The organism is Sediminibacterium roseum (assembly GCF_009939005.1).
GTDB classification, from domain to species: Bacteria; Bacteroidota; Bacteroidia; order Chitinophagales; family Chitinophagaceae; genus Sediminibacterium; species Sediminibacterium roseum.
On the sequence record NZ_JAACJS010000015.1, the window covers coordinates 1717816 to 1743403 of the forward strand.

22 protein-coding genes are annotated in these 25588 nt (G+C 49.1%); 10 read left to right on the forward strand and 12 right to left on the reverse strand.

The genetic code is table 11. The features are described 5' to 3' along the window. Positions 1-72 precede the first annotated feature (72 nt). From GWC95_RS18660 to GWC95_RS18700, 9 genes are all read left to right on the forward strand, one after another. Positions 73-1035 carry a transketolase family protein gene (locus GWC95_RS18660; RefSeq protein WP_161820222.1) on the forward strand — a complete coding sequence of 321 codons (963 nt, stop codon included), beginning with the start codon at positions 73-75 and terminating at the stop codon, positions 1033-1035. A gap of 181 nt (positions 1036-1216) precedes the next feature. Then, entirely contained in the window at positions 1217-1789 is a 573-nt protein-coding gene (locus GWC95_RS18665; protein WP_161820223.1) for a dihydrofolate reductase family protein, read from the forward strand. Continuing rightward, positions 1782-2153: an RNA polymerase alpha subunit C-terminal domain-containing protein gene (locus tag GWC95_RS18670; protein WP_237722211.1), complete on the forward strand. Its 372-nt coding sequence runs from the start codon at positions 1782-1784 to the stop codon at positions 2151-2153. The genes GWC95_RS18665 and GWC95_RS18670 overlap by 8 nt, the downstream gene beginning before the upstream one ends. Before the next feature lie 64 nt (positions 2154-2217). Further along, positions 2218-2610 (forward strand): hypothetical protein, encoded by a 393-nt coding sequence (locus tag GWC95_RS18675; RefSeq protein ID WP_161820224.1) that lies wholly within the window; start codon positions 2218-2220, stop codon positions 2608-2610. Positions 2611-2740: 130 nt separating this feature from the next. Further along, positions 2741-4348, forward strand: a complete 1608-nt coding sequence (locus GWC95_RS18680) for a M1 family metallopeptidase (RefSeq protein ID WP_161820225.1) — start codon at positions 2741-2743, stop codon at positions 4346-4348. 35 nt (positions 4349-4383) lie between these two features. Further along, positions 4384-5115, forward strand: a complete 732-nt coding sequence (locus GWC95_RS18685) for a trypsin-like serine protease (protein ID WP_161820226.1) — start codon at positions 4384-4386, stop codon at positions 5113-5115. A 107-nt stretch (positions 5116-5222) separates the two neighbouring features. Continuing rightward, positions 5223-5663 carry a response regulator gene (locus tag GWC95_RS18690; RefSeq protein ID WP_161820227.1) on the forward strand — a complete coding sequence of 147 codons (441 nt, stop codon included), beginning with the start codon at positions 5223-5225 and terminating at the stop codon, positions 5661-5663. Positions 5664-5677: 14 nt separating this feature from the next. Then, positions 5678-8971 carry a PAS domain-containing protein gene (locus tag GWC95_RS18695; protein WP_161820228.1) on the forward strand — a complete coding sequence of 1098 codons (3294 nt, stop codon included), beginning with the start codon at positions 5678-5680 and terminating at the stop codon, positions 8969-8971. Positions 8972-9087: 116 nt separating this feature from the next. Beyond that, on the forward strand, positions 9088-9825 hold the full coding sequence (locus GWC95_RS18700; protein WP_161820229.1) for a DUF6515 family protein: 738 nt from the start codon (positions 9088-9090) through the stop codon (positions 9823-9825). Between the two features lie 130 nt (positions 9826-9955). Here GWC95_RS18700 and pdxH read toward each other — a convergent pair whose 3' ends face one another. The 12 genes from pdxH to recQ form a co-directional block, all read right to left on the reverse strand. Beyond that, a complete protein-coding gene (gene pdxH / locus GWC95_RS18705) occupies positions 9956-10597 on the reverse strand; it encodes a pyridoxamine 5'-phosphate oxidase (protein ID WP_161820230.1) in 642 nt (213 codons plus the stop codon). Between the two features lie 198 nt (positions 10598-10795). Continuing rightward, positions 10796-13864 carry an efflux RND transporter permease subunit gene (locus GWC95_RS18710; protein ID WP_161820231.1) on the reverse strand — a complete coding sequence of 1023 codons (3069 nt, stop codon included), beginning with the start codon at positions 13862-13864 and terminating at the stop codon, positions 10796-10798. A 38-nt stretch (positions 13865-13902) separates the two neighbouring features. After that, on the reverse strand, positions 13903-14961 hold the full coding sequence (locus tag GWC95_RS18715; RefSeq protein WP_237722212.1) for an efflux RND transporter periplasmic adaptor subunit: 1059 nt from the start codon (positions 14959-14961) through the stop codon (positions 13903-13905). A gap of 226 nt (positions 14962-15187) precedes the next feature. Beyond that, positions 15188-15967: a peptidase associated/transthyretin-like domain-containing protein gene (locus GWC95_RS18720; RefSeq protein ID WP_161820232.1), complete on the reverse strand. Its 780-nt coding sequence runs from the start codon at positions 15965-15967 to the stop codon at positions 15188-15190. Between the two features lie 113 nt (positions 15968-16080). Beyond that, a complete protein-coding gene (locus tag GWC95_RS18725) occupies positions 16081-16812 on the reverse strand; it encodes an esterase family protein (RefSeq protein ID WP_161820233.1) in 732 nt (243 codons plus the stop codon). Positions 16813-16857: 45 nt separating this feature from the next. Further along, on the reverse strand, positions 16858-17601 hold the full coding sequence (locus GWC95_RS18730; RefSeq protein ID WP_161820234.1) for a ParA family protein: 744 nt from the start codon (positions 17599-17601) through the stop codon (positions 16858-16860). Positions 17602-17699: 98 nt separating this feature from the next. After that, positions 17700-18920: a chromate efflux transporter gene (chrA, locus tag GWC95_RS18735; protein WP_317164143.1), complete on the reverse strand. Its 1221-nt coding sequence runs from the start codon at positions 18918-18920 to the stop codon at positions 17700-17702. Positions 18921-19134: 214 nt separating this feature from the next. After that, positions 19135-20079, reverse strand: a complete 945-nt coding sequence (locus GWC95_RS18740; RefSeq protein WP_161820236.1) for an isopenicillin N synthase family dioxygenase — start codon at positions 20077-20079, stop codon at positions 19135-19137. Positions 20080-20310: 231 nt separating this feature from the next. After that, a complete protein-coding gene (locus GWC95_RS18745) occupies positions 20311-20565 on the reverse strand; it encodes a hypothetical protein (protein WP_161820237.1) in 255 nt (84 codons plus the stop codon). Between the two features lie 145 nt (positions 20566-20710). Continuing rightward, positions 20711-21217, reverse strand: coding sequence for an ExbD/TolR family protein (locus GWC95_RS18750; RefSeq protein ID WP_161820238.1), 507 nt, complete (start codon positions 21215-21217; stop codon positions 20711-20713). Between the two features lie 78 nt (positions 21218-21295). Then, positions 21296-21661 (reverse strand): helix-turn-helix domain-containing protein, encoded by a 366-nt coding sequence (locus tag GWC95_RS18755; RefSeq protein WP_161820239.1) that lies wholly within the window; start codon positions 21659-21661, stop codon positions 21296-21298. A gap of 301 nt (positions 21662-21962) precedes the next feature. Beyond that, a complete protein-coding gene (gene recQ / locus GWC95_RS18760) occupies positions 21963-24254 on the reverse strand; it encodes a DNA helicase RecQ (RefSeq protein WP_161820240.1) in 2292 nt (763 codons plus the stop codon). 340 nt (positions 24255-24594) lie between these two features. Here recQ and GWC95_RS18765 point away from each other — a divergent pair, with 340 nt between their 5' ends. Further along, on the forward strand, positions 24595-25557 hold the full coding sequence (locus GWC95_RS18765) for a KpsF/GutQ family sugar-phosphate isomerase (protein WP_161820241.1): 963 nt from the start codon (positions 24595-24597) through the stop codon (positions 25555-25557). Positions 25558-25588 lie beyond the last annotated feature (31 nt).

The following is a 25588-nucleotide window of genomic DNA, read 5'->3' on the forward strand; positions in this document are numbered from 1 at the left end:
ATAGCCAATAGGGAATGGCCCACGCACCATTCACGACTTTTCCCTTACTTTGCAACTCCTAATAAACACGCAATGAAACTGACTGATATCCAGGTATTGAATGAAAAAGAAACCCGCGGTGGTTTTGGCGAAGGCATCCATGAGATCGGGAAAGAGAATGAGAACGTGGTGGTACTCACCGCCGATCTCGCCGGCTCATTGAAACTCGGGCCCTTTATCAAAGATTTTCCAAACCGTTTTGTACAGGTGGGTATTGCCGAGGCAAACATGATCGGTATTGCTGCCGGTATGACCATTGGTGGAAAGGTGCCCTACACCACAACTTTCGCAAACTTCAGTACCGGGCGGGTATACGACCAGATCCGCCAGAGTGTTGCATACAGCGGCAAGAATGTAAAGATCTGTGCATCGCACGCCGGCCTTACCCTGGGCGAAGACGGCGCCACGCACCAGATCCTCGAAGACATCGGCCTGATGAAAATGTTGCCGGGCATGACCGTGATCGTTCCCTGCGATTTCAACCAGACCAAAGCAGCCACCAAGGCGATCGCTTCATATGAGGGGCCCGTTTACCTGCGTTTCGGCAGGCCCAAATGGCCCAACTTTACAAAAGAAGATGGCAGCGACTTCGTGATCGGTAAGGCACAGCAACTCAGCGAAGGAACCGATGTTTCTATTTTTGCCTGCGGCCACATGGTCTGGAAAGCCATAGAAGCCGGACGGTTACTGGAAGCAAAAGGCATCAGCGTAGAACTCATCAACATACATACCATCAAACCGCTGGATGAAGAGGCCGTTCTCAAATCCATCACCAAAACAAAATGTGCCGTAACCGTAGAAGAACACAACGTGATCGGCGGCCTCGGCGATGCCATTGCGCAGGTAGCGGCGAAACATCTTCCCATTCCAATCGAATACATCGGCACCAATGACACCTTTGGCGAGAGCGGTAAACCAACCGAACTGCTTACCAAATATGGCCTGGATACGCCATTCATAGTTGAGGCGGTAGAGAAAGTGATCAAAAGAAAATAAGACCCCATTGATATTTTTACCTGACCGCAGCTTTTGGCTGCGGTTTTTGTTTGGGCATACCTGTTACTCAAAGTCAAATGGAACTACGGACAGTGGTAAAATGTCTGATCCGGCCCGCGATTTGTCCAGCAAACCAACCTTTCTTTACCATACAAATTCTAATTTGTATCAAATTTATTGTATGCGCAGACTCACGGTATTCAACTTCACAACCGTTAATGGTTTCTTGAATGATGAAAATGGCAACATCGGCTGGCACAAACAAATGGACCCCGGTGAAGACGAAAAAGAATACACGAGCAACGCAGCCCGCTCACAACACGTGCTGGTGTTCGGCCGCGTTACCTACCAGATGATGGCCTGGTACTGGCCCTCGCCCGAGGCGGCCAGGCAAAACCCACAAATGGCCCAAAGCATGAACGAATCGGAAAAGATCGTTTTCTCCAGAACGCTTGAAAAAGCCGACTGGAACAACACAACCCTGGTGAGCGGCGATCTCATTGAGGAGATCAAAAAACTAAAACAGCAACCCGGCAATGACCTCACCATCCTGGGCAGCGGCTCCCTCGTTACTCAATTGTCTGATGCAGGATTGATAGACCAATACGAGATCATGATCGACCCCATCGCCATCGGTTCCGGCACCCCTATGTTCAACGGCCTCAAAGAACCGCTGGAACTAAAACTCGTTAACTCTAAAGTGTTCAAGAGCGGCGTTGTTGTTTTGTCTTATGAGAAAAATGGGAATGGATAACCTTCGCCTTCTTCCGAACGTTCCAAAAACACAACGCTCCATTATCCTGAACAAAAAACCTGCTGCACTCAACCCGACCACCATGCGATCCCAACGCACCTGCCCGAACGGGCACACCTATTACAAAACCAGCGACTGCCCCACCTGCCCGGTTTGCGAAGCAGTGAAAAAACCTGCAGGCGGATTCCTGTCGTTGTTATCCGCGCCTGCCAGGCGGGCCCTCGCTTCAAAAAACATACAGACCGAAAAACAGTTGTCGCAATGCACCGAAAAAGAGATCCTTGCGTTGCACGGCGTCGGGCCGGCAGCCATCCCGGTATTGAAAAAAGCATTGCAGGAAAAGGGGCTGACCTTCAAAAAATAACGCTTTGCATGCAACGAAAATTTGTTTTCGCGTGTAATATCCATGTAAAACAAAACGTGAAAACATGCGAAAGATCTTATTTGTGTCGCTCCTATGTGTTGCCATTTTCAGTTCGTGCGAAAAGGACGATCCCGGTCAATTGACCGACCGTTGGCTATGGGAAAAATCTTTCGGTGGCGTTGGCGCCACTACGGTTTTACCACAGGCCAATACGAACGTGGTACTGGTGTTGTCGAACAACAATACGTACCGGATAGAGAAGAACGGGCAAACCGTGGTAAGCGATTCCTTCGAAAGCAGGGTTGAAAACAACGTCCAGGTGATCAAATTCAAAAGCGCCATCACAGTTGATAATTTCGCGATGAACGCAGAAGTGAGCGCAACGGTCAGCAACGGCAAACTTGTGCTCTCCGATTACAATGTCGCAGACGGGATGGCGCATACCTTTACGAAATAATGTAACGGCCATATACCGGGCAATGGAGAGCCGCCGATCGGAAGACCGGCGGCTTTTTATTGAGTTGCCCACCCGCTACAATCCGGTAAAAGTGTTGAAAGCTTACAGCTAAGCGCCGTATCTTCATCGCATGCAAAAAACCATCTTCACTGCGCTTATTCTTTTTGTAACAGCAGCGGCTTTTGCGCAAAAGGCGCCTTACAACCCGGCCATTGATGTTCAGCATTACGGTTTCAACCTGGAGATCTCTGATGCGAACGACAGCCTTTTTGGCCGCGCAACGATCACCGTTCGTTTTACAAAACCATCGGATGCGGTTTATTTCGACCTCATCAACAATACCGATACTACGCGTGGAATGATGGTTACAGGTGTAAAAGAGAAGGGCAAAACACTATCGTTCACACACCGGGGCGATGTGGTTACGATCAGGCTGGATAAAAACGCTTTGGCGAATGAGGTCCGCGCATTTGAGATCAGTTACAAGGGCGTGCCCGCAGACGGGTTGATCATCAGCAAAAACAAATGGGGCAGCAGGACCTTTTTTGGCGACAACTGGCCCAACCGCGCACGCAATTGGCTGCCGTGTAAAGACCACCTGTCTGATAAGGCCGCCGTTGATTTTATCGTAACCGCACCCGATCATTACAAAGTAGTGGCCAACGGAATTAAAACCGGGGAAAAAGATCTGCCCGGTCATTTACACCAGACGCATTGGAAAGAAGAGGCGCCGCTGCCTACAAAAGTAATGGTGATCGGCGTTGCGGATTTTGCGGTTGATCATCCCGGTGCCGTTGATGGCATCCCGGTTTCAAGCTGGATCTTTCCCGAAGTAAAGGAAAAAGGGTTCCGGGATTACGCGCAGGCGCTGGAGATCCTTCCTTATTTTATAAAAAATGTAGGGCCGTATGCTTATAAAAAATTAGCGAATGTTCAATCCAAAACCATATTCGGCGGAATGGAAAATGCGGGCGCTATTTTTTACTACGAGGGAAGCGTTACCGGCACCCGGAAATCAGAGGCATTGCTCGCACACGAGATCGCCCACCAGTGGTTTGGCGATGCGGCCACCGAAGCTGACTGGCCACACATCTGGCTCAGTGAAGGGTTTGCAACAGAGATGACGCATCTCTACCTCGAAAGCAGGTATGGCATCGATACGCTTGTAAAATCGTTGCAGACCGACAGGAAAGCGGTGATCGAATTCACAAAAAAGAAAAAAGTTCCCGTGGTAGATACCAGCGCCGGCACCAACATCATGCAACTGCTCAACACCAACTCCTACCAGAAAGGCGGATGGGTATTGCACATGCTGCGCCGCGAACTGGGCGATGATGTTTTCTGGAGATCGATACGCGAATATTATGCAAGCTTCCGCAACAGGAACGCATATACAAAAGATCTTCAGAACATTTTTGAAAAAACATCCGGCAAAAACCTGGAAGTATTTTTCAACCAATGGTTGTACCAACCCGAAAACCCAACACTTGATGTAAGCTGGAATTACAACGAAGCAACCCGGATGGTTTCGGTAACGGTTGAACAAAAAACGGCCCATACCTTTGTCTTCCCGCTCGAAGTGGAATCGCGCAGAGCGGATGGAACTTCCACCATACACCAGGCAAGGGTAGACAACAGGAAATGGAACTTTCGTTTTTCTTCGGCCACAAAACCAACAGGCATAAGGCTCGACCCCAATTGTAATTTGTTGTTTGAAGGATCGGTGACGGAAAAGTAAAGTCGAAGATCGTGGCAAACCCTTTATTTTCTTTTATGAAAACTGTTTATGTGTTGGCGTTGCTGTTTTGCCTCCAGGCTGCGGCGCAGGAAAAAACCGCGGACAAGAAATTTCCTGCGATCGCATTGATGAACGACATCAGGTTTGAAAACCAAAAGTTTGATCAACCCCGATTCAGCTGCGGGTTCTTATTAAAATACCAGAAAGATACATTTGCCGTTACCGCCAAGCACCTGCTGCAGATCATTCACCCGCAGGAAATGAAAACGGTAGTATTTGAAAATAGGGTCAGGCTATGGACGATGTTCCGCCCAGACAACAACAGCGAAACGGTGACCATGCACCAACTCATCAATGAAAACGCAGGTGAATTGTTATCGGACAAATCTATCTACGAAAACGACTTCCTTGTCTTTTCCATCCACCGCAACCAAAGCACCGTAACGCCCCTGGAACCGAGAACGACGCCGCTTGAGCCCGGTGAAAAATTATACGTGATCGGCTGGACGCGCAAAATGGAAGGAGGTGCGCAGCGGGTGTACGAGTTTGAGTATTACAAAACCATCGGCCACCGCATGCTCCTCAAAGAAAAGATCGTTCCCGAAACTTTCGGCGGATTGAGTGGCGCGCCGGTTGTAGACGGGCAGGGCCTTCTTGTGGGACTTGTGTCGAACAGCACGGTAGACCCGGCCACCGGCGCAAGGTTTTTCTCACCGTGCTCCATCGAGAACTTGCTGGAAGTTTTGAAAACGGAGAAGAAAGAATAAACGAAGCGGCACAGTTTCTGATCACCCATCGTTGTCCAATCTCAATTATACCAACGTTCACGGCTTTTTTTGTATATTTATTGCCATTTTGACCCGATTTTTTTTGCATGAAAAAAACGATCCAACTCTTACTGGCTGATGACGACAAAGACGATTGCGATCTTTTCAGGGAGGCATTGGATGAACTTCCGGTAACGGCAGATCTGTCGACGGTACATGATGGCGAGCAATTGATGCAGCTGCTTTCTAAAAAAAACCCGCTCCCGCAATTGCTTTTTCTTGACCTGAACATGCCGCGGAAAAACGGGTTTGAATGTCTTTCAGAGATAAAAAAAAACGACGCATTGAAAGATCTTCCCGTGGTTATTTTTTCCACTTCATATGATCGCGACATCGTTAACCTGTTATATACAAAAGGCGCGCATTTTTACATCAGCAAGCCAAACGAGTTTGATAAACTGAAGGACGTGATTCACCAGGCATTGTCTTCGGTAGCACAAAACGATACGATCCAACCGCAACGAGAAAATTTCGAGCTGCGATCTTAAAAGACCTTTTCTGAATGAGCGAGCGCAACACAATTCCTGGCCTGCAGTTTCTTTCCGGTGGCGGGGAGATGGTCAGGCTCATGCGCGAAAAAGACTGGAGCCAGACTGCTGTGGGCGATCCTTCTACCTGGCCGCAAAGCCTGCGTACCACGCTCAGCATCATCCTGCATTCAAAGTTCCCGATGTTTTTGTGGTGGGGAAAAGAGCTCACCTGTTTTTACAACGATGCCTACAGGCCCAGCCTGGGAAAGCACGGAAAGCACCCATCGATACTCGGGGAAGCCGCTGAAACAGCGTGGGCCGAAATATGGCCGATCATCAAACCATTGATAGACCAGGTGCTCGAGGGCGGAGAAGCCACCTGGAGCGAAGACCAGCTCATTCCCATTTACCGGAACGGCCAACTGGAAGACGTGTACTGGACGTTCAGTTACAGCCCGGTGAACGACGAAAGCAACCAGGTTGCCGGCGTATTGGTAACCTGCAACGAAACCACCGAAAAAGTGCGTGTACTGAGCCAGGCCGCGGAGCGTGAACAAAACCTGACCGATGCACTTCACCAGGTGGAAGAAAGCGATAAACGTTTCCGCAACACCGTAAAGCAGGCGCCGCTTGGCATTACCATTTTGCGGGGAAGGAATTTTGTTCCCGAGCTGGCCAACGAAACCTACCTGCAACTGGTTGATAGAACAGAAAAAGAACTCGTAGGCAAACCCCTGTTTGAATCGCTCCCCGAAGTAAAGGACATTGTTGAGCCATTGCTCAACGGCGTAATGGATACGGGTACCACGTTTCATGCATCGGAACTTTCGGTAAGCCTGAAAAGATACGGCCAGGAAGCGCTGGGTTATTTCAACCTTGTATACCACCCTTTAAGAGAGGAGAACGGCGAGGTGACCGGTATTATGGTGGTAGCAACCGAGGTAACGGAATCTGTGAAAGCAAAACATGCGCTCACAGAAAGCGAGAAACAGTTCCGCAACCTCGTGATGCAATCGCCCATACCAATGACCATTTTTATGGGGCCGGATTTTACGGTTGAAATGGCCAACTCGATCATGTTCGAAAAAATCTGGCGGAAGAAAAGAGAAGAAGTACTCGGCAAATCGATACTGGAAGTATTTCCTGAACTGAAAACCCAGAAGTACGAAGAACTGCTCAACAGGGTTTATACAACAGGCAAGGCGCATACCGAAATAGAATCGGTTGCCTATATCCAGGGCAACGACGGTTTGAAAAAGTTCTACCTCGATTTTGAATACGCCCCTCTGTTCGATACGGAGAAAAAAGTGGCGGGATTGATCATTACCGTAAACGACGTAACCGAACGCGTAGAAGCCAGGCTGAAAATAGAAGAGAACGAACGGCGGCTGAACATAGTGATCGACTCGAGCGAGTTGGGTACCTGGGAGTGGGATCTTGTTACAGACGAGATGACCTACTCAAAAAGATACCTGGAAATATTCAACTACCACGATGATCCATCGATGGTTCAGCACGAAAAACACCTGGCGCACATTCATCCCGACGATAAACCAACGCGCGAGAAAGCAATGCGTGTTGCGCTGGAAACAGGCGCATTGCAGTACCAGGCGCGCATCATCTGGGCAGACGGCTCAACACACTGGATGGAAGCAAAAGGAAAGGTTTTTTACGATGCGTTAGGAAAGCCGGTAAAAATGATCGGCACCATCCGCGACATATCCAACGATAAAAACCGGGAGCAGGAGCTTCGCGAGAACGAGCAACGTTTTCGCCTGCTTGCAGATTCAATGCCGCAACACATATGGACGGCAGATACGGAGGGCAATCTCAATTATTTCAACAAATCTGTTTTTGATTATTCAGGTTTTACGCAGGACGAAATGGTGAAAAAAGGGTGGCTCGACATCGTTCACCCGGACGACCGCCCCGCCAATATAGCTGCATGGACCGAAGCCATAAGCACAGGCAACGATTTTATTTTCGAACACCGTTTTCGCCGGCACGATGGCGAGTACCGCTGGCAGCTCAGCCGCGCAATACCGCAGCGTGATGAGAAAGGGAACATACAGATGTGGGTAGGTACCAGTACCGATATTGAGGACCAGAAAATATTTACATCTGAATTGGAGAAACAGGTGGAGGAACGCACCCGCGAACTTGTATACCTCAATGAAACGCTTGCGCAGAGCGAGCAGCGTTACCACCTCATGGTAGAGGAAGTAGAAGATTACGCCATCCTCTACCTCAACCGCGAAGGCATTGTGGAGAACTGGAACAAAGGAGCGGAGAAGATCAAAGGATACCAGGCAGAAGAGATCATTGGAAAAAGCTTCAGCATTTTTTATCCCGAACAGGAACGCATCAATAAACTGCCGGAAACATTGCTGCAACGCGCCGCCTCAGAAGGCAAGGCCACGCACGAGGGCTATCGCATACGCAAAGATGGAACCTTGTTGTGGGCAAGTGTTGCCATCACAGCTGTGCACGACGACGAAGGAAACGTGATCGGCTTTTCAAAAGTTACACACGACCTGACAGACAAAAAAGCGGCCGAAGATAAGATCAGGCTCAATGCAGAGCAGCTTGCGCAGAAGAACAAGGATCTTGAAAAAATGAACGCAGAACTGCAATCGTTCGCGTATGTGTCGAGCCATGACCTCCAGGAACCGCTTCGGAAGATTCAAACCTTTGCGTCACGCATTCTTTCGAAAGAGGCACAGAACCTGTCGGAAAACGCCAAAGATTACTTCAAACGCATGCAGGATGCCGCCGGCAGAATGCAGACCCTTATACAGGATCTTCTTGCTTATTCACGCACCAGCACTACAGACAGGGTGTTTGAAAAAACGGACCTTGGCAAGATCGCGGAAGAAGTAAAAATGGACATCAAGGAAACAAATCCTGAAAAAAATGTAACGATCGACGTAAGCAATATGTGTGAGGTGAGTGTGATCCCTTTCCAGATAAGGCAGTTGCTTTATAACCTGGTGGGCAATGCCATCAAGTTTGCCAAACCGGGCGTGGCGCCACATGTGGTGATCAGCAGCAAAACGGTGAAGGGCACAGACGTTAAAACAGAAAAATTAAACCCGAAGCTCACCTATTGCCATATCACGGTTACGGATAACGGCATCGGCTTCGATCCGCAATACCGCAACCGCATCTTCGAAGTGTTTCAGCGCCTGCATGGAAAAGACGAATACTCCGGCACCGGCATTGGCCTTGCCATCGTTAAGAAGATCGTAGACAACCACAACGGCGCCATTTCGGCTACCAGCGAAATTGGGAAGGGCGCGAGGTTTGATATTTACCTGCCCATGTAAACAGCCAGTGGACCACCATCCCCGGATTCACCGATTTTAACCCCGTTATTCCAAAAAACAGCATGAGTTTTGCTGAGAAGTGTAAAGAAATGTATTGTTTATTTCAATCAGCAACCATGAAAACGAAATCTACTTATTGGAAAGTTTGCCTGATCCTGTGCCTTTCTGTCTCCGTTGCCACGCAGGCGCAACGTGGCCGTCATTACAGCTATGGCGGCGGTTATTACCCGGTGCGCGGGCAATTCTTCAGCCGTTTGCCGGGCATGTTCCTAAGCCTGAACTTTGGCGGCAACCCTTATTATTATTCAGGAGGAGCGTATTACCGTCCCTATGGTGCGTACTTTTCTGTAACCGTACCGCCGTTCGGCCTTCATGTAAACGTTTTGCCAAGGGGTTATTGGCCTTTGCGGATGGGCAACTACCCGTATTACTACCACAATGGAATTTTTTACCGCCAAACCAACCGCGATTACGAAGTGGTGCAGGCGCCTGTTGGCGCAGAAGTGCCCTTCATACCACGCGATGCAAAAGCAATGGTGATCGATGGAGAAAAATATTATGAATACAATGGAACGTATTTCAAAGACTACATCAAACCAAATGGCGAATTGTGGTATACGGTTGAGGGTAAACACGGCGTATTAAACACAGACAAAAACACCAACGCAAACAACTATCCGACACCCCCGCCTGCGGATACGCGTCCTTCCATTGGTGAAGTGTTTGATACATTACCGGCGGGTTGCAAAACCATTGTGATCAACAACAAGAAATATTTCCTGTCTGCAGACAATGTCTATTACGAAGAAGTGATGGATGCGAAACAGGTGAGATACCGCGTTGCCGGTAAATAAGATAAGACAGCGCCACGATACAATGGTAAGCCTGCAGAGGCCGAAGCAATTTATTAAGAAGGTACAGTTCTGCTTAGGAGCGAACGTAAGAAGTGCCCGATTGATACATTGCTTCGTTCCACGCAGTGCGCTAAGGCGCCAATCGTGAAATGTTCCAGTTGCCGTTTTCCAAAGAATACAAAATGCGGTCGTGCAGCCTGCTGCTTCTCCCCTGCCAGAATTCAAACATGGAGGGGCGCAACACGTATCCGCCCCAGTGGCCGGGCCTTGGTATCTCGCCTGTACTGAATTTTTGCTCGAGGGCGCTGTAGTTGTTTTCGATCACGCTGCGGCTTGCGATCACGTCGCTTTGCGGGGATGCCCACGCACCGATCTGGCTTCCTGTGGGGCGTGAATGGTAGTATTCGTCGCTCTCCTGTTCGCTTACTTTTTCAATACCGCCTTCAATGCGCACCTGTCTTTCCAGTTCCTTCCAGAAAAAAACAATGGCGCCGTGCGGGTTTTCCTCCAGTTCTTTTCCTTTGCGGCTCTGGTAGTTGGTAAAGAATACAAAACCGTTCTCATCAAACCCCTTCAGCAAAACAATACGCGCCGATGGTCGGCCTTCCGGTGTAACGGTTGCCAGTGTCATCGCATTTACTTCGGTGATCTCGCTTCTGACGGCTTCATCCCACCAGTGTTTGAACTGGACAACCGGGTCTGCGTGTACCTCATTTTCATTCAAAGACCGCAAGCGGTAATCAATACGTATATCGGCGATGGATGGAACCATAGTGAAAGGTTGAGTGCAAAAATCGGAGATAATTGGGAACTAGCAATCACAATTAGGAATTAGTAATTAGGAATTAGGAATTATTTGGTTCTCACGGATACGCGTGTAGATGCAGCGCCGGAACCCAAGCAATTGGCAATGCGCTTTCAGCGATGAATACAAAGAAGAAGCCAACAATTCCTAATTCCTAATTCCTAATTATTCGGTTATTTCCAGCTCATTCTTCTTATGCTTTCCCGATACAAACGTATACACAGCGGGGATCACCAGCAAGGTGAGGATAAGTGAGAACAGGATTCCGCCTACCACCACGATACCCAGTGGGATGCGGCTTGTAGCTGCGGCGCCGAGGCTCAGGGCAATGGGCAGGGCGCCGAGCGATGTTGCAAGGCTCGTCATCAGGATCGGGCGCAGCCTTTGTGTGGCGGCTTCTACCACCGCTTCGCGTTTGTTCATGCCCAGTTTGCGTTTCTGGTTGGCGAACTCTACAATGAGGATACCGTTCTTGGTTACGAGCCCTATGAGCATGATCATACCGATCTCTGAAAAGATATTCAAGGTTTGGTTGAACACATACAGGCTCAACAACGCACCCGCCAATGCAAGCGGCACCGTAAGCATGATGGTGAACGGATCAAGGAAACTTTCGAACTGTGCGGCAAGTACGAGGTAGATCAGTATCAATGCAAGGCCAAATGCAAACATGATGTTGGATGAGCTCTCTGCGTAATCGCGCGAAGGACCGTTGAGTGAGGTCTGGTAAGTTTCATCCAGCAGTTTTGCGGCAATCGCATTCATCGCATCAATACCATCGCCGATCGTTTTACCCTCTGCAAGCTGCGCAGAAATGGTAGCGGCCTTATAACGGTTGAAGTGATAGAGTGTAGAAGGATTGCTGCTTTCCGTTAAATGCACCACCGCATCCAACGGTATGTTCTCGCCGGAAGCATTTTTTACGTAAAGGTTTTTGATGTCGTCGGGATTGTTCCGTTTCTCTCTCTCAACCTGCGCGATCACCTGGTACTGGAAACCGTTCATGATAAAATAGGCAAGACGCCCGCCGCTGAAGGCAGCCTGTATCGTGGCCACCACATCTTCTGTTGAAAGTCCCAGGTCTTTGATCTTCATCCTGTCAACCGTAAGCTGAACCTCGGGTTTATTGAATTTGATGTTAACGTCTACGGTAGAAAATGTTTTGTCCTTGCGCGCCTCATCCAGGAATTTAGGGATCACTTCTTTTAGTTTCGCAAGGTCCTGGTTCTGCAGGATGAACTGTACGGGCAATGAACCGCGCGATCCCAATCCCACAGAAATGGTTTGTTCCTGTATGGCGGAAATACGTGCATCGTTAAACCGCGATAATTTTTTCTGCAGGTCCTGTGCAATTTCGTTCTGGCTCCTCGTACGTTCGGAAGGATCTACCAACCCGATCCTCGGCTGCGAAGAGTTGGCGCCGCCAAAACCGCCACCCACACGTGCAAAAACGAAATCCCTTTCTTTTACAGAATCGTAGAGATAGTTTGATACTTTATCTGTGAGCTGTGATAAATAATTAAAACTGGTACCTTCTGCCGGGGTAATGGAAAAACGGATGCTGCTCTTGTCTTCCAGCGGCGCGATCTCGCTTTTCAAGCCGCCGATGATGAACCAGATCATACCACCGCAGATCAGCACAATGATCCAGGCAAACCATCTTACCTTCATAAACCCTTTGAGCATGCGGTTGTAACCGTTTTCCATGCCAACAAAAAACGGCTCTGTTTTTTTATAGAACCATCCTTCGTGTACATTTTTAGAGCTGAGGTAAACGTTCAGTACCGGGGTAATGGTGAGTGATACGAATGCCGATATCAATACAGCCGCGGCAAGCGTTACGCCAAACTCGCGGAAAAGCCTTCCTACAAATCCTTCAAGGAATATCACCGGCAGGAAAACCACCGCCAATGTGATGGAAGTAGAAATTACCGCAAAGAAAATTTCCTTACTTCCTTCGAGCGCGGCCTTGTGTATGGGCAACCCTTCTTCGAGCTTCCTGAATATGTTTTCCGTAACAACGATCCCATCATCCACCACCAGTCCCGTGGCAAGTACGATACCGAGCAGTGTTAAGATGTTTACGGAGAAACCCGCTATGTACATGATAAAGAACGTGGCCACCAGCGAGATCGGGATATCGATCAATGGCCTCAATGCCACGAGCCAGTTGCGGAAGAAAAAGAAGATCACCAATACCACGAGCCCGAATGAAATGAGCAATGTTTCTTTTACTTCACTCAATGAACGGCGGATGTTAACGGTGTTATCGATCAGCACCTTGAAATCGATATCGGCCTTGTTTGTTGTTTTGATCTGCTCAAGACGCTTGTTGAACTCATTGGCGATCTCGATGTTGTTCGCACCCGGCTGCGGAACGATGGCGAGGCCCACGGCGTTTACGCCATTGTATTTCCACGACTGCTCCAGTTGTTCGGGCGCGAGTTCAATCTTGGCCACATCGCCCAGGCGAACGATCCCGTTTTCATCTTCGCGGATGATGAGATCGCGGAACTGCTCTTCTGTCTGCAACCGCCCCAGCGCCCGGATGATGAGCTCTGTGTTGTTCCCATAAATTTTTCCCGGCGGTAATTCTATGTTTTCGCGGCTGATGGCGGTCCTGATATCGGTGAAGGCAACATTGTACGCATTCAGTTTATCAGGGTTCAGCCACAAACGCATGGAATAGCGTTTCTGCCCGAATATGTTTACAGAACTTACATCCTTGATCGTTTGCAATTGCTGCAGTAAAACGTTCTCGGCGTAGTCGCTCAGTTCCATCAGGCTTTTGGTATGGCTCTGTACGGCAAGGATCAGGATAAAATCGCTGTTCGCATCTGCTTTTGAAACAATGGGTGGGGCGTCGATGTCTTGCGGTAAACTTCTTTGTGCCTGTCCTACTTTATCGCGCACATCACTCGCCGCCGCTTCCAGGTCAACACCCAGGTCGAACTCTACGGTAATGTTACTGCTTCCAAGAGAGCTCGAAGACGAGATAGAGCGGATGCCCGGGATGCCGTTCACCTGTTTTTCCAGCGGTTCTGTGATCTGGCTCTCGATGATGTCTGCATTCGCACCTGTATAACTGGTGCTGATGGAGATGATCGGCGGATCGATGGCTGGATAATCGCGCACAGCGAGAAATGTAAATCCGACCACGCCAAAGAGGATGATCATCAGGTTCATCACCGTGGCCAATACCGGGCGCTTCAACGATAGTTCGGAAATATTCATACTGGGCTTCTGTTCTTTTTGAGATCCGTTGCAACAAATTAATTCGCTAACTGGTCGAGTGTTTTCACACTGCGTACCTTGAGTGCGGCCTTGGGTTTTGCAAACAATACCCCGGTAACCACCACGGTATCGCCTTCGTTCACGCCTTTGGTCACTTCTACGTTGCCCGCCTGGCGTTTCCCGGTTTCCACGTTTACGAAGGAAGCCTTGCCTCCTTTAACCAGGACGAGTTGCTTGTTCTTGTCGTCTGGTATGATCGCATTGGTTGGAACGAGAACGCCTTTGGCATCTTTGCCCGACTGAACGGTTACTTTTACATAAGCGCCAAGGTTCACGCGGTTGTCTTGCAAAACCGCGCGCACTTTGAGGTTGCGTGTGGTGAGGTTAACGGTAGGTTCCGTGGCAATGATCACGGCTTTTGCTGTTGTCTGTTTGTTGGCGTCTATCTGTACATCCACCGTTTTTCCTTTCTGTATCAGTTCGCTGTATTCTTCGGGAACGGTGAAATCTATCTTCACTTTATCGAGTTGCTGCAATGTGGCCAGTACGGTGGTGGGCGATACGAACGCCCCGAGGCTTACCTGGCGCAATCCCACCACGCCGGTAAACGGCGCGCGCAATACCGTTTTGTCGATCAGGGATTGGGTATAGGCGATGTCGGCCCTGTAACCATTTACGGTATTCACCGCCAGGTCGTAATCTGCCTGGTTGATGCCCTGTATAGAAACCAGTTTCTTGAGCCTTGTCTCCGTTTTCTCCGCCAGGTCGAGCGCCACTTTCGATTTGTTCAGCTGCGCCTGCAGGTCTGCATCGTTCAGTTTGGCGATCACGGTACCGGCTTTGATCGTTCCTCCCTCGGGAATATTGAGGTAAGTGATGCGACCGCTCACTTCGGGGTGCAGCTCAACAGATTCATTGGCCACAACGGTTCCGTTGGCTTCAATGGATGTGGTAATGGGCTGTGCGGCGGCTATCAATACATCAACCACCACGGCCTGCTGGCCGCCGTCTTTTTTTGCGTTAGCGGGTTGTTCTTTTTTGCTCTTACATGCGGTCATCAAAAGCAAAGCAAGCGGAAGGAAATAGAGAGGTTTCAAAGGCTGATTTTTAAAGGCTGCTAAAGATAAAAATATTTAGCATCTGCCGCTACACAATCATTTAATCGGGCAGAACGAAATCTGGATCGGCAGAGAGCTGTTTTCGGGAATATTGTTGAAGGGCAATGTAAAACAACGGTCAATTATCCTTCACAGGCAAATGATGAGCATACCGTAGCGTGAGATTTAATGAATATTTGACCGTAACGGTCTCTTTCAGCGGCTGCTACTCCCGTTTGCGCAAAGCCCCTTTCCAATTGTAGCGCTGCGCCTGGTATTCGATGAAGTTTTGCTGGATGTAGTAGCCAAGCTCAAGATCGCTCAGCAAGGTTACGATCGCATAATCCGGGCGGAAACGTGTCATGAACGTATCGAGCTCCGGCCCCTGCAGCTTGGTGAGCTTGCGCACAAAAGCCTTGCTGAACCTGCGGTTCACGTATTTCTCCTGCTCCTCGTCGAGCAACCGTTTCTGTAAGTTGAGTATGCTGCGGTTCCTTTTTACCCTGAACATGTTGATGATCTCATCCAGGTCGAAACCAACGGTAAGGCCACCGGGATTGTAACCAGTCGAGCTGCGGCTCAGACCGATCCCCGGTTTTTTGAAATTGAACACCTTCGCATAATCCTGGCGGTTCTGTATGGAATCGAGTTTGTAGTAACTGTTGCGCACTTTTACTTCGGGCAGTTCGTTGGCGCGAACATGGATCATCACGTTAAAATTCTCAAGATTGCTGATCGTATCCACCGGGTATTTCATCGTGGTCTTGCCGATGAGCGTGAACCAGATGGAGTCTTTGGGATGTACGGTGATGGTGTATTTACCCAGCGAATCTGTAATCACGCCCCTGCCCGATGTGCTGATCACACCCACTGCCTCGAGCGGCCGCTTTGCACTGATGTCGTAAACGGTACCGCTGATGGTAACCTGCTGCGCACTCACTTTCTGCAGTAAGCCCCCTCCCACAAGCGCCAGTACAAGAACCACGATAGGTAACCTTTTTCTCAAATCCATGATTTAGGCTGTAATATTATAACAGCACGCGCAGAGTACAAGGGATGTGGTTGGAATTAACGCGGCTTTTGCAAACTACCCCGGACCAAAAACGGAACGGACAATACCTAAAATTTCGTATCGATTATATAGGGCAACATCGTGCGCCATGTGGGCCAGTCGTGGTTTATGTCTGCACCCCACACATCAAGATCGTACCAGATGCCTTTGTTGTAAAGCACGCCCGCAAAACGTTTCGATGCGTTGGGATCCTCGTAAGAACCGCTGCCGGTATAAATATGAATGTGATGGCTCGCCTTGATCTTTTCAAGGTACCAGGGGTCGGTAAGATTGGGAAGGTAGTGTTCCGGGCTGTTGTAATACACCTGGTCGTCGAAGAACCCCTTTGTGTATTCGGTCAGATCGTATACGCCACTCATGCTGATGGCCCCATTGATGATGTCGGGGCGCTTCAGGAACAGGTTCATCGCATGCAGGGCGCCGAACGACGCGCCGCAGGTATAGATCATGATATCGTCGCTGGTTGAATTGCGTATGAAAGGGATCACTTCATTAAATACATATTCATTAAACTGGTTCTGGCGAATGGCTTTGTGCGCAGGTTCCATCTCGTTGTTCATCCAGCTTTCCTTGTTCATGCTGTCGATGCTGTACACCCGCAGCTTTCCCCCGTTTATGTAAGGCGCAAGCGAATCCATCATCTGGAACCGCTCATACTCCAGGTAATCTGCCGCAGCCGTAGGGATGAGCAGCAGGGCAAAACCAAAATGCCCATAAGAAGCGATCGGCATTTCTTTTCCCAATGCGGGACTGTACCAGGAAGTTAATTCTCTGTTCATGCGCAGGTTTGAGCGTTAGAATGTGTTAGATATTCCCAACTGTTGTTATTCAATGCAATTCTTCTTGATCTCCTTCCAAAGATCCCTGTAACATTGCGCTGCATAGCTGCTGGGGGCAAATGTTTCGAGGGGTGCTTCGTTGATCCCCATTTTTTCTACATCGCTCAGGTAGGGGATATAGCTTTTCAGGAAATATTTATCCTTGTAAAACTCGTTCATCACCTCGTGGTGCAGGTTCTTCCTGTGGTCTACCATGCTGAAGAAACATTTTACCTTGGAAAGATCCAACCCATTTTCTTTAAAATAGGCTGCCACGGTTTCGTAAGAGCGGATGGACAATGTTGTGGGGATGTTGGGCATCAATATCCAGTCCACACCACTGAATATCGCATCGTGCAATATCGAAATACCGGGCGGGCAATCGAGGATCACGATATCGTAGTCTTTTTTAAGGGTCGACAACAGGGATGAGATCTTTTTCTTCGACTGCTTCATCTCGTTCAGCAATATATCTGCCTGCCGTGCAGAAAGATCGGCCGGAATGATATCGAGGTTCTCATAGGGCGAGTGCTGAACAGCATCAAGCAGTTCCATTTCGCTGTTGAGCAATTTTCGGGATTCATTCTTTGATCCCGCCCTGGCACCCATGTAAAAGGAAGAGGAACCTTGCGGGTCCATGTCCCATATCAGGGTCTTATAGCCTTCTTTGGCAGCTAAATACGCCAGGTTTATGGTGGCAGCCGTCTTACCTACTCCACCTTTCAGGTTGTAAAGTGATAGTGTGACCATAGTCTAATATACGTATTTAGTTGTAAACCGCCGGGGACCGGGGTCATGGAATTTGTTAAGGGTATAGAACTCCGATGTGCGCTTGCCTGCCTGGTACGCTAAACAAACCATCCCAGCAACAGGCAGCCCAGTACAATAAAAGGCGCCGCAACTTTATTGCTTCCCAGCAGGAGAAAGGTAACCACCACGATGAGCAGGTCCCACCAGCCGATCGCCTGCATATCGATAAGATTGGCAAGAAAGGTATCCTGCACCAGGTAACAGGTGGCGCCGGCCATAATACCTACTACAGCGGCGTTGATGCCTTCGAGCGACCGGTAAATAACGGCGTATTTTTTCAGGTTGTGCCACACGGGAAAGAAGAACAATACCAGCAATGCGCTTGGCAGGAAAATAGCGATCGAACCGATGATACAGCCGAGCAACTGCATGGCCGGCCCTTCATCGCGCAGAACCATTCCCCCTGTAAAGGCCCCGATGGAAAACACGGGCCCCGGGATGGCGCGTACCATTCCTGACCCCGTCAGGAATTCCTCTTTGTTCATGCGCAGCACCTCGCGTTTGGTTTCTTTAACACTGCGGTTCTCGGGGTGGGTTACATATTGTTCGTACATCAACGGCATCAATACATCGCCGCCGCCAAACACAAGGCTGCCAAAACGGTAAAAGTGTTCGAAGAGGTTGATGGGTTTGCGGTTCTTCCAGTCGTTGGCGCTGGCGGTTTCGGAGAGATAACCCGCAAGACCGAACAGCGCAAAAAAGATGAGGATATTGCCCCACTTGATCTTCTTCGGCGGAACATCTTTCTGCGGGATGCGCCTGTCGCTGAAATTGGTGGCAATCCCGCCCGCAACAATAACAACGGGAAAAACAAGCGGTGTTTTAAAAAACAGGAAAGTGCCTACCGTGGCCACTACCATGATCACTTTGGTGATGGTATTGTTGACCGCCACTTTAAAAATGCGGAACGTTGAATAGGCAATGAAACCGATCGCCATCGGCCGTACAAATTTGAATACGCCGGCTTTCAAACCCATATCATCCATATAATCCAGCAGGAAAGAAATGCCGCCCATAAGCACACATGCCGGTGTGATCCAGATGAGCAGCGTAAGCACGGCAAGCCATAGCCCGCCCCGTTTGTAGCCGATCAGTGTAAGTGTTTGGGTAGATGATGCGCCGGGAAGAAGCTGGCAAAAACCATTGTACTCCATCAGCTCTTTCTCCGTAACATCGCGGCGCTGCTGAACAAACGTTTTCAGCATCATGCCCATATGCCCCTGCGGACCGCCCACGGCAGTAATACTATGCAGGAACACTGCCCGCAAAAATGGGATATGGCGCGTTAGAACCAAGGGGGCGGTTTGGTTTAATTGAAATTAGTGAAAAAAATTTATGTGCGGTCTTTTAAGCTGCAGCGCAGCGCCCTTCGGTGCTGCGGATTGTGGCGATAAAAAAGGGACATACCCCTAAGTACGTCCCTCTATGTAAATTCTAAACTTGTGTTTTTGAGATGGCTGAAATGACAGTTATCTATTTCTTCAACCCTATCTCCCGCAACCTTTCGTCCAGGTATTCTCCTGCGGTTGCATCGGGATAGGCTTTCGGGTGTTCGGCATCTATGCATCCTTCGAGGCAGGCGAGGTTCATTTCGCTGCGCGGGTGAAGGAAGAAGGGCATAGAGAAACGGCTGGTATGCCACAATTCTCTCGGCGGGTTAACCACGCGGTGCGTGGTGCTGCGCAGCTTGTTGTTGGTAAGGCGCTGCAACATATCACCCACATTTACCACGATCTGTTCGGGCAGCGAGGTTACGTTTACCCATTCGCCCTGTTTGGTCAATATCTGTAATCCATCTGCAGAGGCGCCCACCAGTAAGGTAATGAGGTTGATGTCTTCGTGTTGTTCTGCACGGATCGCGCTCTTGGGTTCATTGGTAATGGGTGGATAATGTATGCAACGCAGGATAGAGTTTCCATTGTGCACGTATTGGTCAAAATAGTGCTCATCCAATCCTAAATACAATGCAATGGCCTGGAGCAATGCCGTTCCGCTTTTTTCAAAATTGCGGTACGCATCGAAAAGTGTTTTGTTGAAGGGCTTGATCTCGTCAACAGAAACATTATCCGGGTATTCTGCCTTGATGGGGTCATTGTCTTCCACCGTTTGCCCGTATTGAAAGAATTCTTTCAGATCCGGTGCATCACTTCCCTTCGCATGCTCGCGGCCAAAGCTGGTGTAGCCACGCTGGCCGGCAAGACCCGGGATCTCGTACTCGAGTTTTTTCTCCAAAGGAAGTGCGAAGAACTGCTGAACGTATTCGTATTGGTTGGCGATCAGTTCATCGGGCACACCGTGGTTCTTAACGGCAACAAAACCTACTTCTTCGTAGGCCTTGCCCAATGACTGAACAAAAGCTTCTTTGCGTTTCTGATCCCCGCTCAGGAAATCGGCGAGGTCAACAACTGGAATTGACATAGTCGTTAGATTTAAATGTGAAGGAACAGGCCACAAATGATAACGCTGGCGCCTGATCCGTTTGGAAAATTACGAAAGATGTTGGAATTGAGGCTGGGTGTAGATAAGATGAGGTTCTTACCGCTTTTTATCAACCTGGAAACAAACGGATCAACGCCCCGGTTCCCTTAAAAAAGTAGGTCCCGCCGAAACCGACGAGACCCGTTATATACCCCCAATTGAAAACAAGAATTACTGCTTCACAAATCTTATCGATTTGATGAAGGTGTCGCCGCTGAAGGCGTTCATTACGTACCGGCCGCTGTTGAGGTCGCCCATCTGCAGTTCGAGCTGTTGTTTGCCCTCGTTGATGTTGGCCACAACCGTTTTTGCAATGCGGCCTTCAATATCCAGCACTTTCAGGATCAGCCTGCCTGTTTTGTTTGCCATTACGGTAACATAACTAAGATTGTCTACCAGGCCCGGTTGTAAATTCTGTATGTACATAGTTGTTTCTTTTAAGCTGTTTTAATATGCCTGTGCACCGGGTAGTGAATAGACACGTTAATTGTAGTGATCGCTGCTCAAATATCACAACTATGATGCCATAAAATTTCGGGCCAGCCCAGAAACGGGGAATTTCCCGTGGTGGTTACAGGGTTTTTTCGGCCGGGGATGCATCCATCAGTACATATTTCCTTACATCGTTGATGCGCATTTCATCCAGCACAGCCACCACGTTCCTGTAGGTGGCCAGGTCGGTGGGCTTGATGAGTACAACGGCATCGTTCTTACCCGAACGCTGCTGTACCTGCCGTAGCTTTTGCCGGATCACTGCGCGCAAACCGCCCACCGCGTAATGGGTGGGTTTCGATGTTGCAGGATCCATTCCTTCGTAATAATGAATTACATCGTTACCACTCAATACAAGCGAAAGCGTTTTGCTCTCCGCTGTAACATCCGCATCGTTGTCTTCCGGATCTGCCGGCACCACAAGGCCCAGCCCGTTTGGCTGCGTCATGGTAGTGGTGAAGATGAAGAAAGTGATGAGCAGGAAGCCGAGGTCAACCATCGGCGTAAGATCAACACGGGTAGATAATTTTTTGCTTTGGATACCGCCCCTCTTGTTGCGGTTGTCCTTTTGCTGGATCTCGGCCATAAGCGTTCTTTTCAATGAGATACGCGGCACCTTGAAATTCCATAAGGGAAAGGAACGATTGTGGAGTGGGCGGGGAAATTACCGGCCGGAGCCTGTGTTTTTGTTTTCGATCTGCGACTCGAGTTTTTCGAGTTTGGTATTGATCTGGCGGATGAGTTGCGCAAGATTTTCTACATCCTCCCTGCTGGCGTAGGTACTGTATTTATTGCTTTCGGGTTCGGCCACCAGGCTTAGCCCTGCAGGTTGCTCCTGGAAGAAAAAGGTAACATCCACTTTCAGAATATCAGCGATCTGTTTGATCCGGGTAATGGAAGGATCGGTTTCACCACGTTCGATCTTGGCATACGCACCGGCGGTAATGTCAAGCTCCGATGCAATGTTCTCCTGCGTGAGGTCCTTGCTTTCCCTGAGCTTTCTGATCCGCGTTCCGATGAGTTTTTTCACATGACAAAATTCATAACATTTAAAAATATTTTACTATTCTGAAAGTACAGTTATCGTCGTTTAAATAGCTTTTGTTGAACTATCATTACATTTTTTCCTGTTTTTAGTGTCGTAATAGTGAATTACGTCGTTAAACGACAGTTTGAAAAAATTCATCCCCGGCCCTTTTGATAAGTATCGCTCCACCATGTTTGAAATGAAATTTTGTTGGATGGTTGACCCCTTAAAACAAACGATCCGGCTGGTTTTATAACCAACCGGATCGCGGTTTATGTTTTAATTCAACGTCTGTGTTGATCAATCAATTCCCATACACACTCAAAAATTTGATGCGCATGATCTTCAACTGCTCCCAGGTATAATTGTTCTCACTCAGTTCTTCCTGTGCAATCTGCAGTGACGAGGTTTGGCAACCTTTGAAGTATTCGATGATCTCTTCCTGGTCGTATTCATCAAGCCATTCGTCTATAGCGTAATCGAGGTTGAGCTTGGTGCCGCTGGCGGCGATGGTTTCCATTTCTTCCAGGAGCTCATCGAGCCGCAGGCTTTTGTTTTTGGCGATGGTTTCCAGCGGTATTTTTTTGTCTACGTTCTGGATGATGTAGATCTTATTATTGGCTTTGTTGGCCACGCTCTTCATCACAAAATCATCGGGCTTTTCTATGTCGTTCTCCTCTACGTATTTGGCAATAAGCTCTACAAACGGGCGGCCGTATTTGATCGCTTTCCCTTTGCTCACCCCCTGGCACCGCTCCATTTCCTCTACCGTGGTTGGGTAAATGGTGGCCATATCCTGCAGCGAGTTTTCAAGAAAGATCACAAACGGCGGCAGGCTTTTTTTCTTCGCCTCTTTCTGGCGAAGCTCCTTCAGCATCTCGAACAATTTTTCGTCTGCCGCTGCGCCGCTTTGTGTTGCGTTCTCGTTCTCATCTTCATCAAACTGCGCATCTTCAAACAGATTGTTCAGCACAATTTTAAACGATGCCGGTTTTTTGATGAACTTCTCCCCCTTATCGGTAAGCTTCAGGAGCCCGTATTCTTCAATGTCTTTTTTGATGAGGTTTTCGAGCAGCATTTGTCTTACAAGGCTGTTCCACAAATGCGCTTCCTTGTCTTTGCCGATGCCAAAAACCGGTAGCGCATCATGCCGGTACAGGTTGATCTGTGGGGTGAGCTTGCCCATTACCACGTTCACAACATAATCCGTAGTAAACCTTTCATCCAGCGCCTTGATCACTTTCAGCATTTTAACCACGTCGTCCTTCGCTTCAATTTTTTCTTTGGGATGTTTGCAGTTGTCGCAGTTACCGCAGTTCGCCGTTTCCCAGTCTTCTCCAAAATAGTGGAGCAATATTTTCCTCCTGCATACCGCGCTTTCTGCGTAGGCCACGGTTTCGTCGATGAGCTGTGCTCCCACCTCGCGTTCGCTGAGGGGTTTGTCGCGCATGAGGTGTTCCAGCTTTGAAACATCTTTGTGCGAATAGTACAACACGCAAATGCCTTCCATCCCGTCTCTGCCGGCCCTGCCTGTTTCCTGGTAATAGTTTTCGATGGATTTGGGGATGTTGAAATGGATCACATAACGGATATCCGGTTTGTCGATACCCATTCCAAACGCAATGGTGGCAACGATCACCTGCACGTCTTCGTTCAAAAACTGGTCCTGTCTTTCTGCGCGCAATTTCTGGTCGAGCCCTGCATGATAGGCCACTGCCTTTATCTGGTTGGCCATCAGTATTTCCGCAAGTTCTTCTGTGGTTTTGCGGTTGAGTGTATAGATGATGCCGCTTTTCCCTTTGTGACCGGTAATGAATTTTACAATGCTCTTGATCGTTTGTTCTTTTTCGATCTTGGGCTGGATCTCATAATACAGGTTGGACCTGTTGAATGAAGAAAGAAAAATATTGGGTTCGCGGAGCGCGAGGTTTTTTACGATATCGCTTTTTACTTTGGGTGTTGCGGTTGCGGTAAGCGCTATAACCGGAACATCGGGATTGATGATGTCCATCATCTCGCGCAATCTCCGGTATTCGGGCCTGAAATCGTGGCCCCATTCCGAGATACAGTGTGCCTCATCAACGGCAAAGAAAGAAATTTTCAGATCGCTGAAGTATTCGAGGTTCTCCTGTTTGGTCAATGTTTCGGGTGCCACATACAGCAGTTTTGTTTTTCCGCTGGTGAGGTCGTCTTTAACGGCCTTGATCTGTCCTTTGTTGAGCGAAGAGTTCAGAAAGTGCGCCACCTCATCATTTTCGCTGTAGCCTCTTACAAGGTCAACCTGGTTCTTCATCAAAGCGATGAGTGGCGACACGATGATGGCGCAGCCGGGCATGATCATAGCGGGAAGCTGGTAGCAGAGGCTTTTGCCGCCGCCGGTTGGCATGATCACGAAAGTATCCTGCCCGTTGAGTACGCTGTTGATGGCTTCTTCCTGTGTGCCTTTGAATTCGCGGAAGCCGAAATATTGTTCCAGTGATCCGTATATATCATACGTATGTGCGGCGGTTTTTGCCGGGGCCGCAGTTTTGGCGGCGGTGGATTTTTTAGGGGAAGCCGCTTTTTTAGGAGCCGCTTTTTTTGCAGTTGTAGCCATGTATTAAAAATCAATTTTCTTCCCGCAGGCGGGAGTACTTTCAAACACGTAATAATTTACTTCTTTTACCGGAAACGGTCAGCTAAAATCCAGGCCGGTTCGGAAAATGCGGGCAGATCGATCGTAATCGTAAATCGTCAATCGTGAATTTGGCGTGGTGGCGGCAAGCAGCCAGTGGAGTGTTTTGCAGGTAACCCGGCAAAGCACAACGCATCTCTCACCCCAGAACACGCACGATTCACGTTCCCCGGTCAGCGGGAAGCCTTACAAAAGGACAGCGAAGTTAACGATTATGCGCGCAATACCCCCGGTTTGCTGTTAAAGTTTACCTTTGTTTACCATGAGCTCATCCATTCATCAAACCGCACAGCGCACCATTGAACTGGAGGCGCAATCAGTGTCGGGACTTGCCGCTTTTATAGACGCAGATTTTGAAAAAGCCGTTACTACTGTGCATGCATCCAGGGGCAGGCTGGTGATCAGCGGCATTGGTAAAAGCGCCATCGTGGGGCAAAAGATCGTTTCTACCCTCAATTCTACCGGAACGCCATCGCTTTTCATGCATGCGGCGGATGCCATTCATGGCGACCTGGGTATGATACAGGAAGCAGACGTGGTGATGATCATCAGCAAAAGCGGCGAGAGCCCGGAGATCAAGGTACTGGTTCCTCTTATCAGGAATTTTGGTAATACATTGATAGGGATGGTAGGAAATACGGAGAGTTTCCTCGCATCGCGGTCAGATATCGTCTTAAATACCACGGTAAGCAAAGAGGCCTGTCCCAATAACCTGGCCCCCACCAGCAGCACTACGGCGCAGATGGTGATGGGTGATGTGCTTGCCGTTTGCCTGATGGAGCTGAACGGCTTTACCGGTAAGGATTTTGCGCGTTACCACCCCGGCGGCAACCTGGGCAAACGGATGTACCTGCGTGTGGCCGATCTCTATACCAGCAATGAGAAACCACAGGTGCGCGCCGGCGCCACACTCAAAGAAGTGATCGTAGAGATCACGGCAAAACGGCTGGGCGTAACGGCAGTAACCGATGAGCACGAACAGGTAACAGGTATTATTACAGATGGGGACCTTAGGCGCATGCTGGAAAAAAGCGGGGAGCTGGGCTCCGTTACGGCAAAAGACATCTTATCCGCAAACCCGAAAACCATCGCGCCCGGCGTGTTGGCGGTAGAGGCGCTGGATATGCTGCGCAACCACAACATAAGCCAGCTGGTGGTGGCTGAAAACGGCAAATACCTGGGAATTCTACACATACATGATCTTGTAAGGGAGGGAATTGTTTAACGGCGAAATAGCGGTTGGCAATGAATAAGCC

Coding starts and splice junctions, on each gene's coding strand:
- GWC95_RS18660 (WP_161820222.1), top strand. CDS start 73: ATGAAACTGACTGATATCCAGGTATTGAATGAAAAAGAAACCCGCGGT.
- GWC95_RS18665 (WP_161820223.1), top strand. CDS start 1,217: ATGCGCAGACTCACGGTATTCAACTTCACAACCGTTAATGGTTTCTTG.
- GWC95_RS18670 (WP_237722211.1), top strand. CDS start 1,782: ATGGATAACCTTCGCCTTCTTCCGAACGTTCCAAAAACACAACGCTCC.
- GWC95_RS18675 (WP_161820224.1), top strand. CDS start 2,218: ATGCGAAAGATCTTATTTGTGTCGCTCCTATGTGTTGCCATTTTCAGT.
- GWC95_RS18680 (WP_161820225.1), top strand. CDS start 2,741: ATGCAAAAAACCATCTTCACTGCGCTTATTCTTTTTGTAACAGCAGCG.
- GWC95_RS18685 (WP_161820226.1), top strand. CDS start 4,384: ATGAAAACTGTTTATGTGTTGGCGTTGCTGTTTTGCCTCCAGGCTGCG.
- GWC95_RS18690 (WP_161820227.1), top strand. CDS start 5,223: ATGAAAAAAACGATCCAACTCTTACTGGCTGATGACGACAAAGACGAT.
- GWC95_RS18695 (WP_161820228.1), top strand. CDS start 5,678: ATGAGCGAGCGCAACACAATTCCTGGCCTGCAGTTTCTTTCCGGTGGC.
- GWC95_RS18700 (WP_161820229.1), top strand. CDS start 9,088: ATGAAAACGAAATCTACTTATTGGAAAGTTTGCCTGATCCTGTGCCTT.
- pdxH (WP_161820230.1), bottom strand. CDS start 10,597: ATGGTTCCATCCATCGCCGATATACGTATTGATTACCGCTTGCGGTCT.
- GWC95_RS18710 (WP_161820231.1), bottom strand. CDS start 13,864: ATGAATATTTCCGAACTATCGTTGAAGCGCCCGGTATTGGCCACGGTG.
- GWC95_RS18725 (WP_161820233.1), bottom strand. CDS start 16,812: ATGAACAGAGAATTAACTTCCTGGTACAGTCCCGCATTGGGAAAAGAA.
- GWC95_RS18730 (WP_161820234.1), bottom strand. CDS start 17,601: ATGGTCACACTATCACTTTACAACCTGAAAGGTGGAGTAGGTAAGACG.
- GWC95_RS18740 (WP_161820236.1), bottom strand. CDS start 20,079: ATGTCAATTCCAGTTGTTGACCTCGCCGATTTCCTGAGCGGGGATCAG.
- GWC95_RS18745 (WP_161820237.1), bottom strand. CDS start 20,565: ATGTACATACAGAATTTACAACCGGGCCTGGTAGACAATCTTAGTTAT.
- GWC95_RS18750 (WP_161820238.1), bottom strand. CDS start 21,217: ATGGCCGAGATCCAGCAAAAGGACAACCGCAACAAGAGGGGCGGTATC.
- recQ (WP_161820240.1), bottom strand. CDS start 24,254: ATGGCTACAACTGCAAAAAAAGCGGCTCCTAAAAAAGCGGCTTCCCCT.
- GWC95_RS18765 (WP_161820241.1), top strand. CDS start 24,595: ATGAGCTCATCCATTCATCAAACCGCACAGCGCACCATTGAACTGGAG.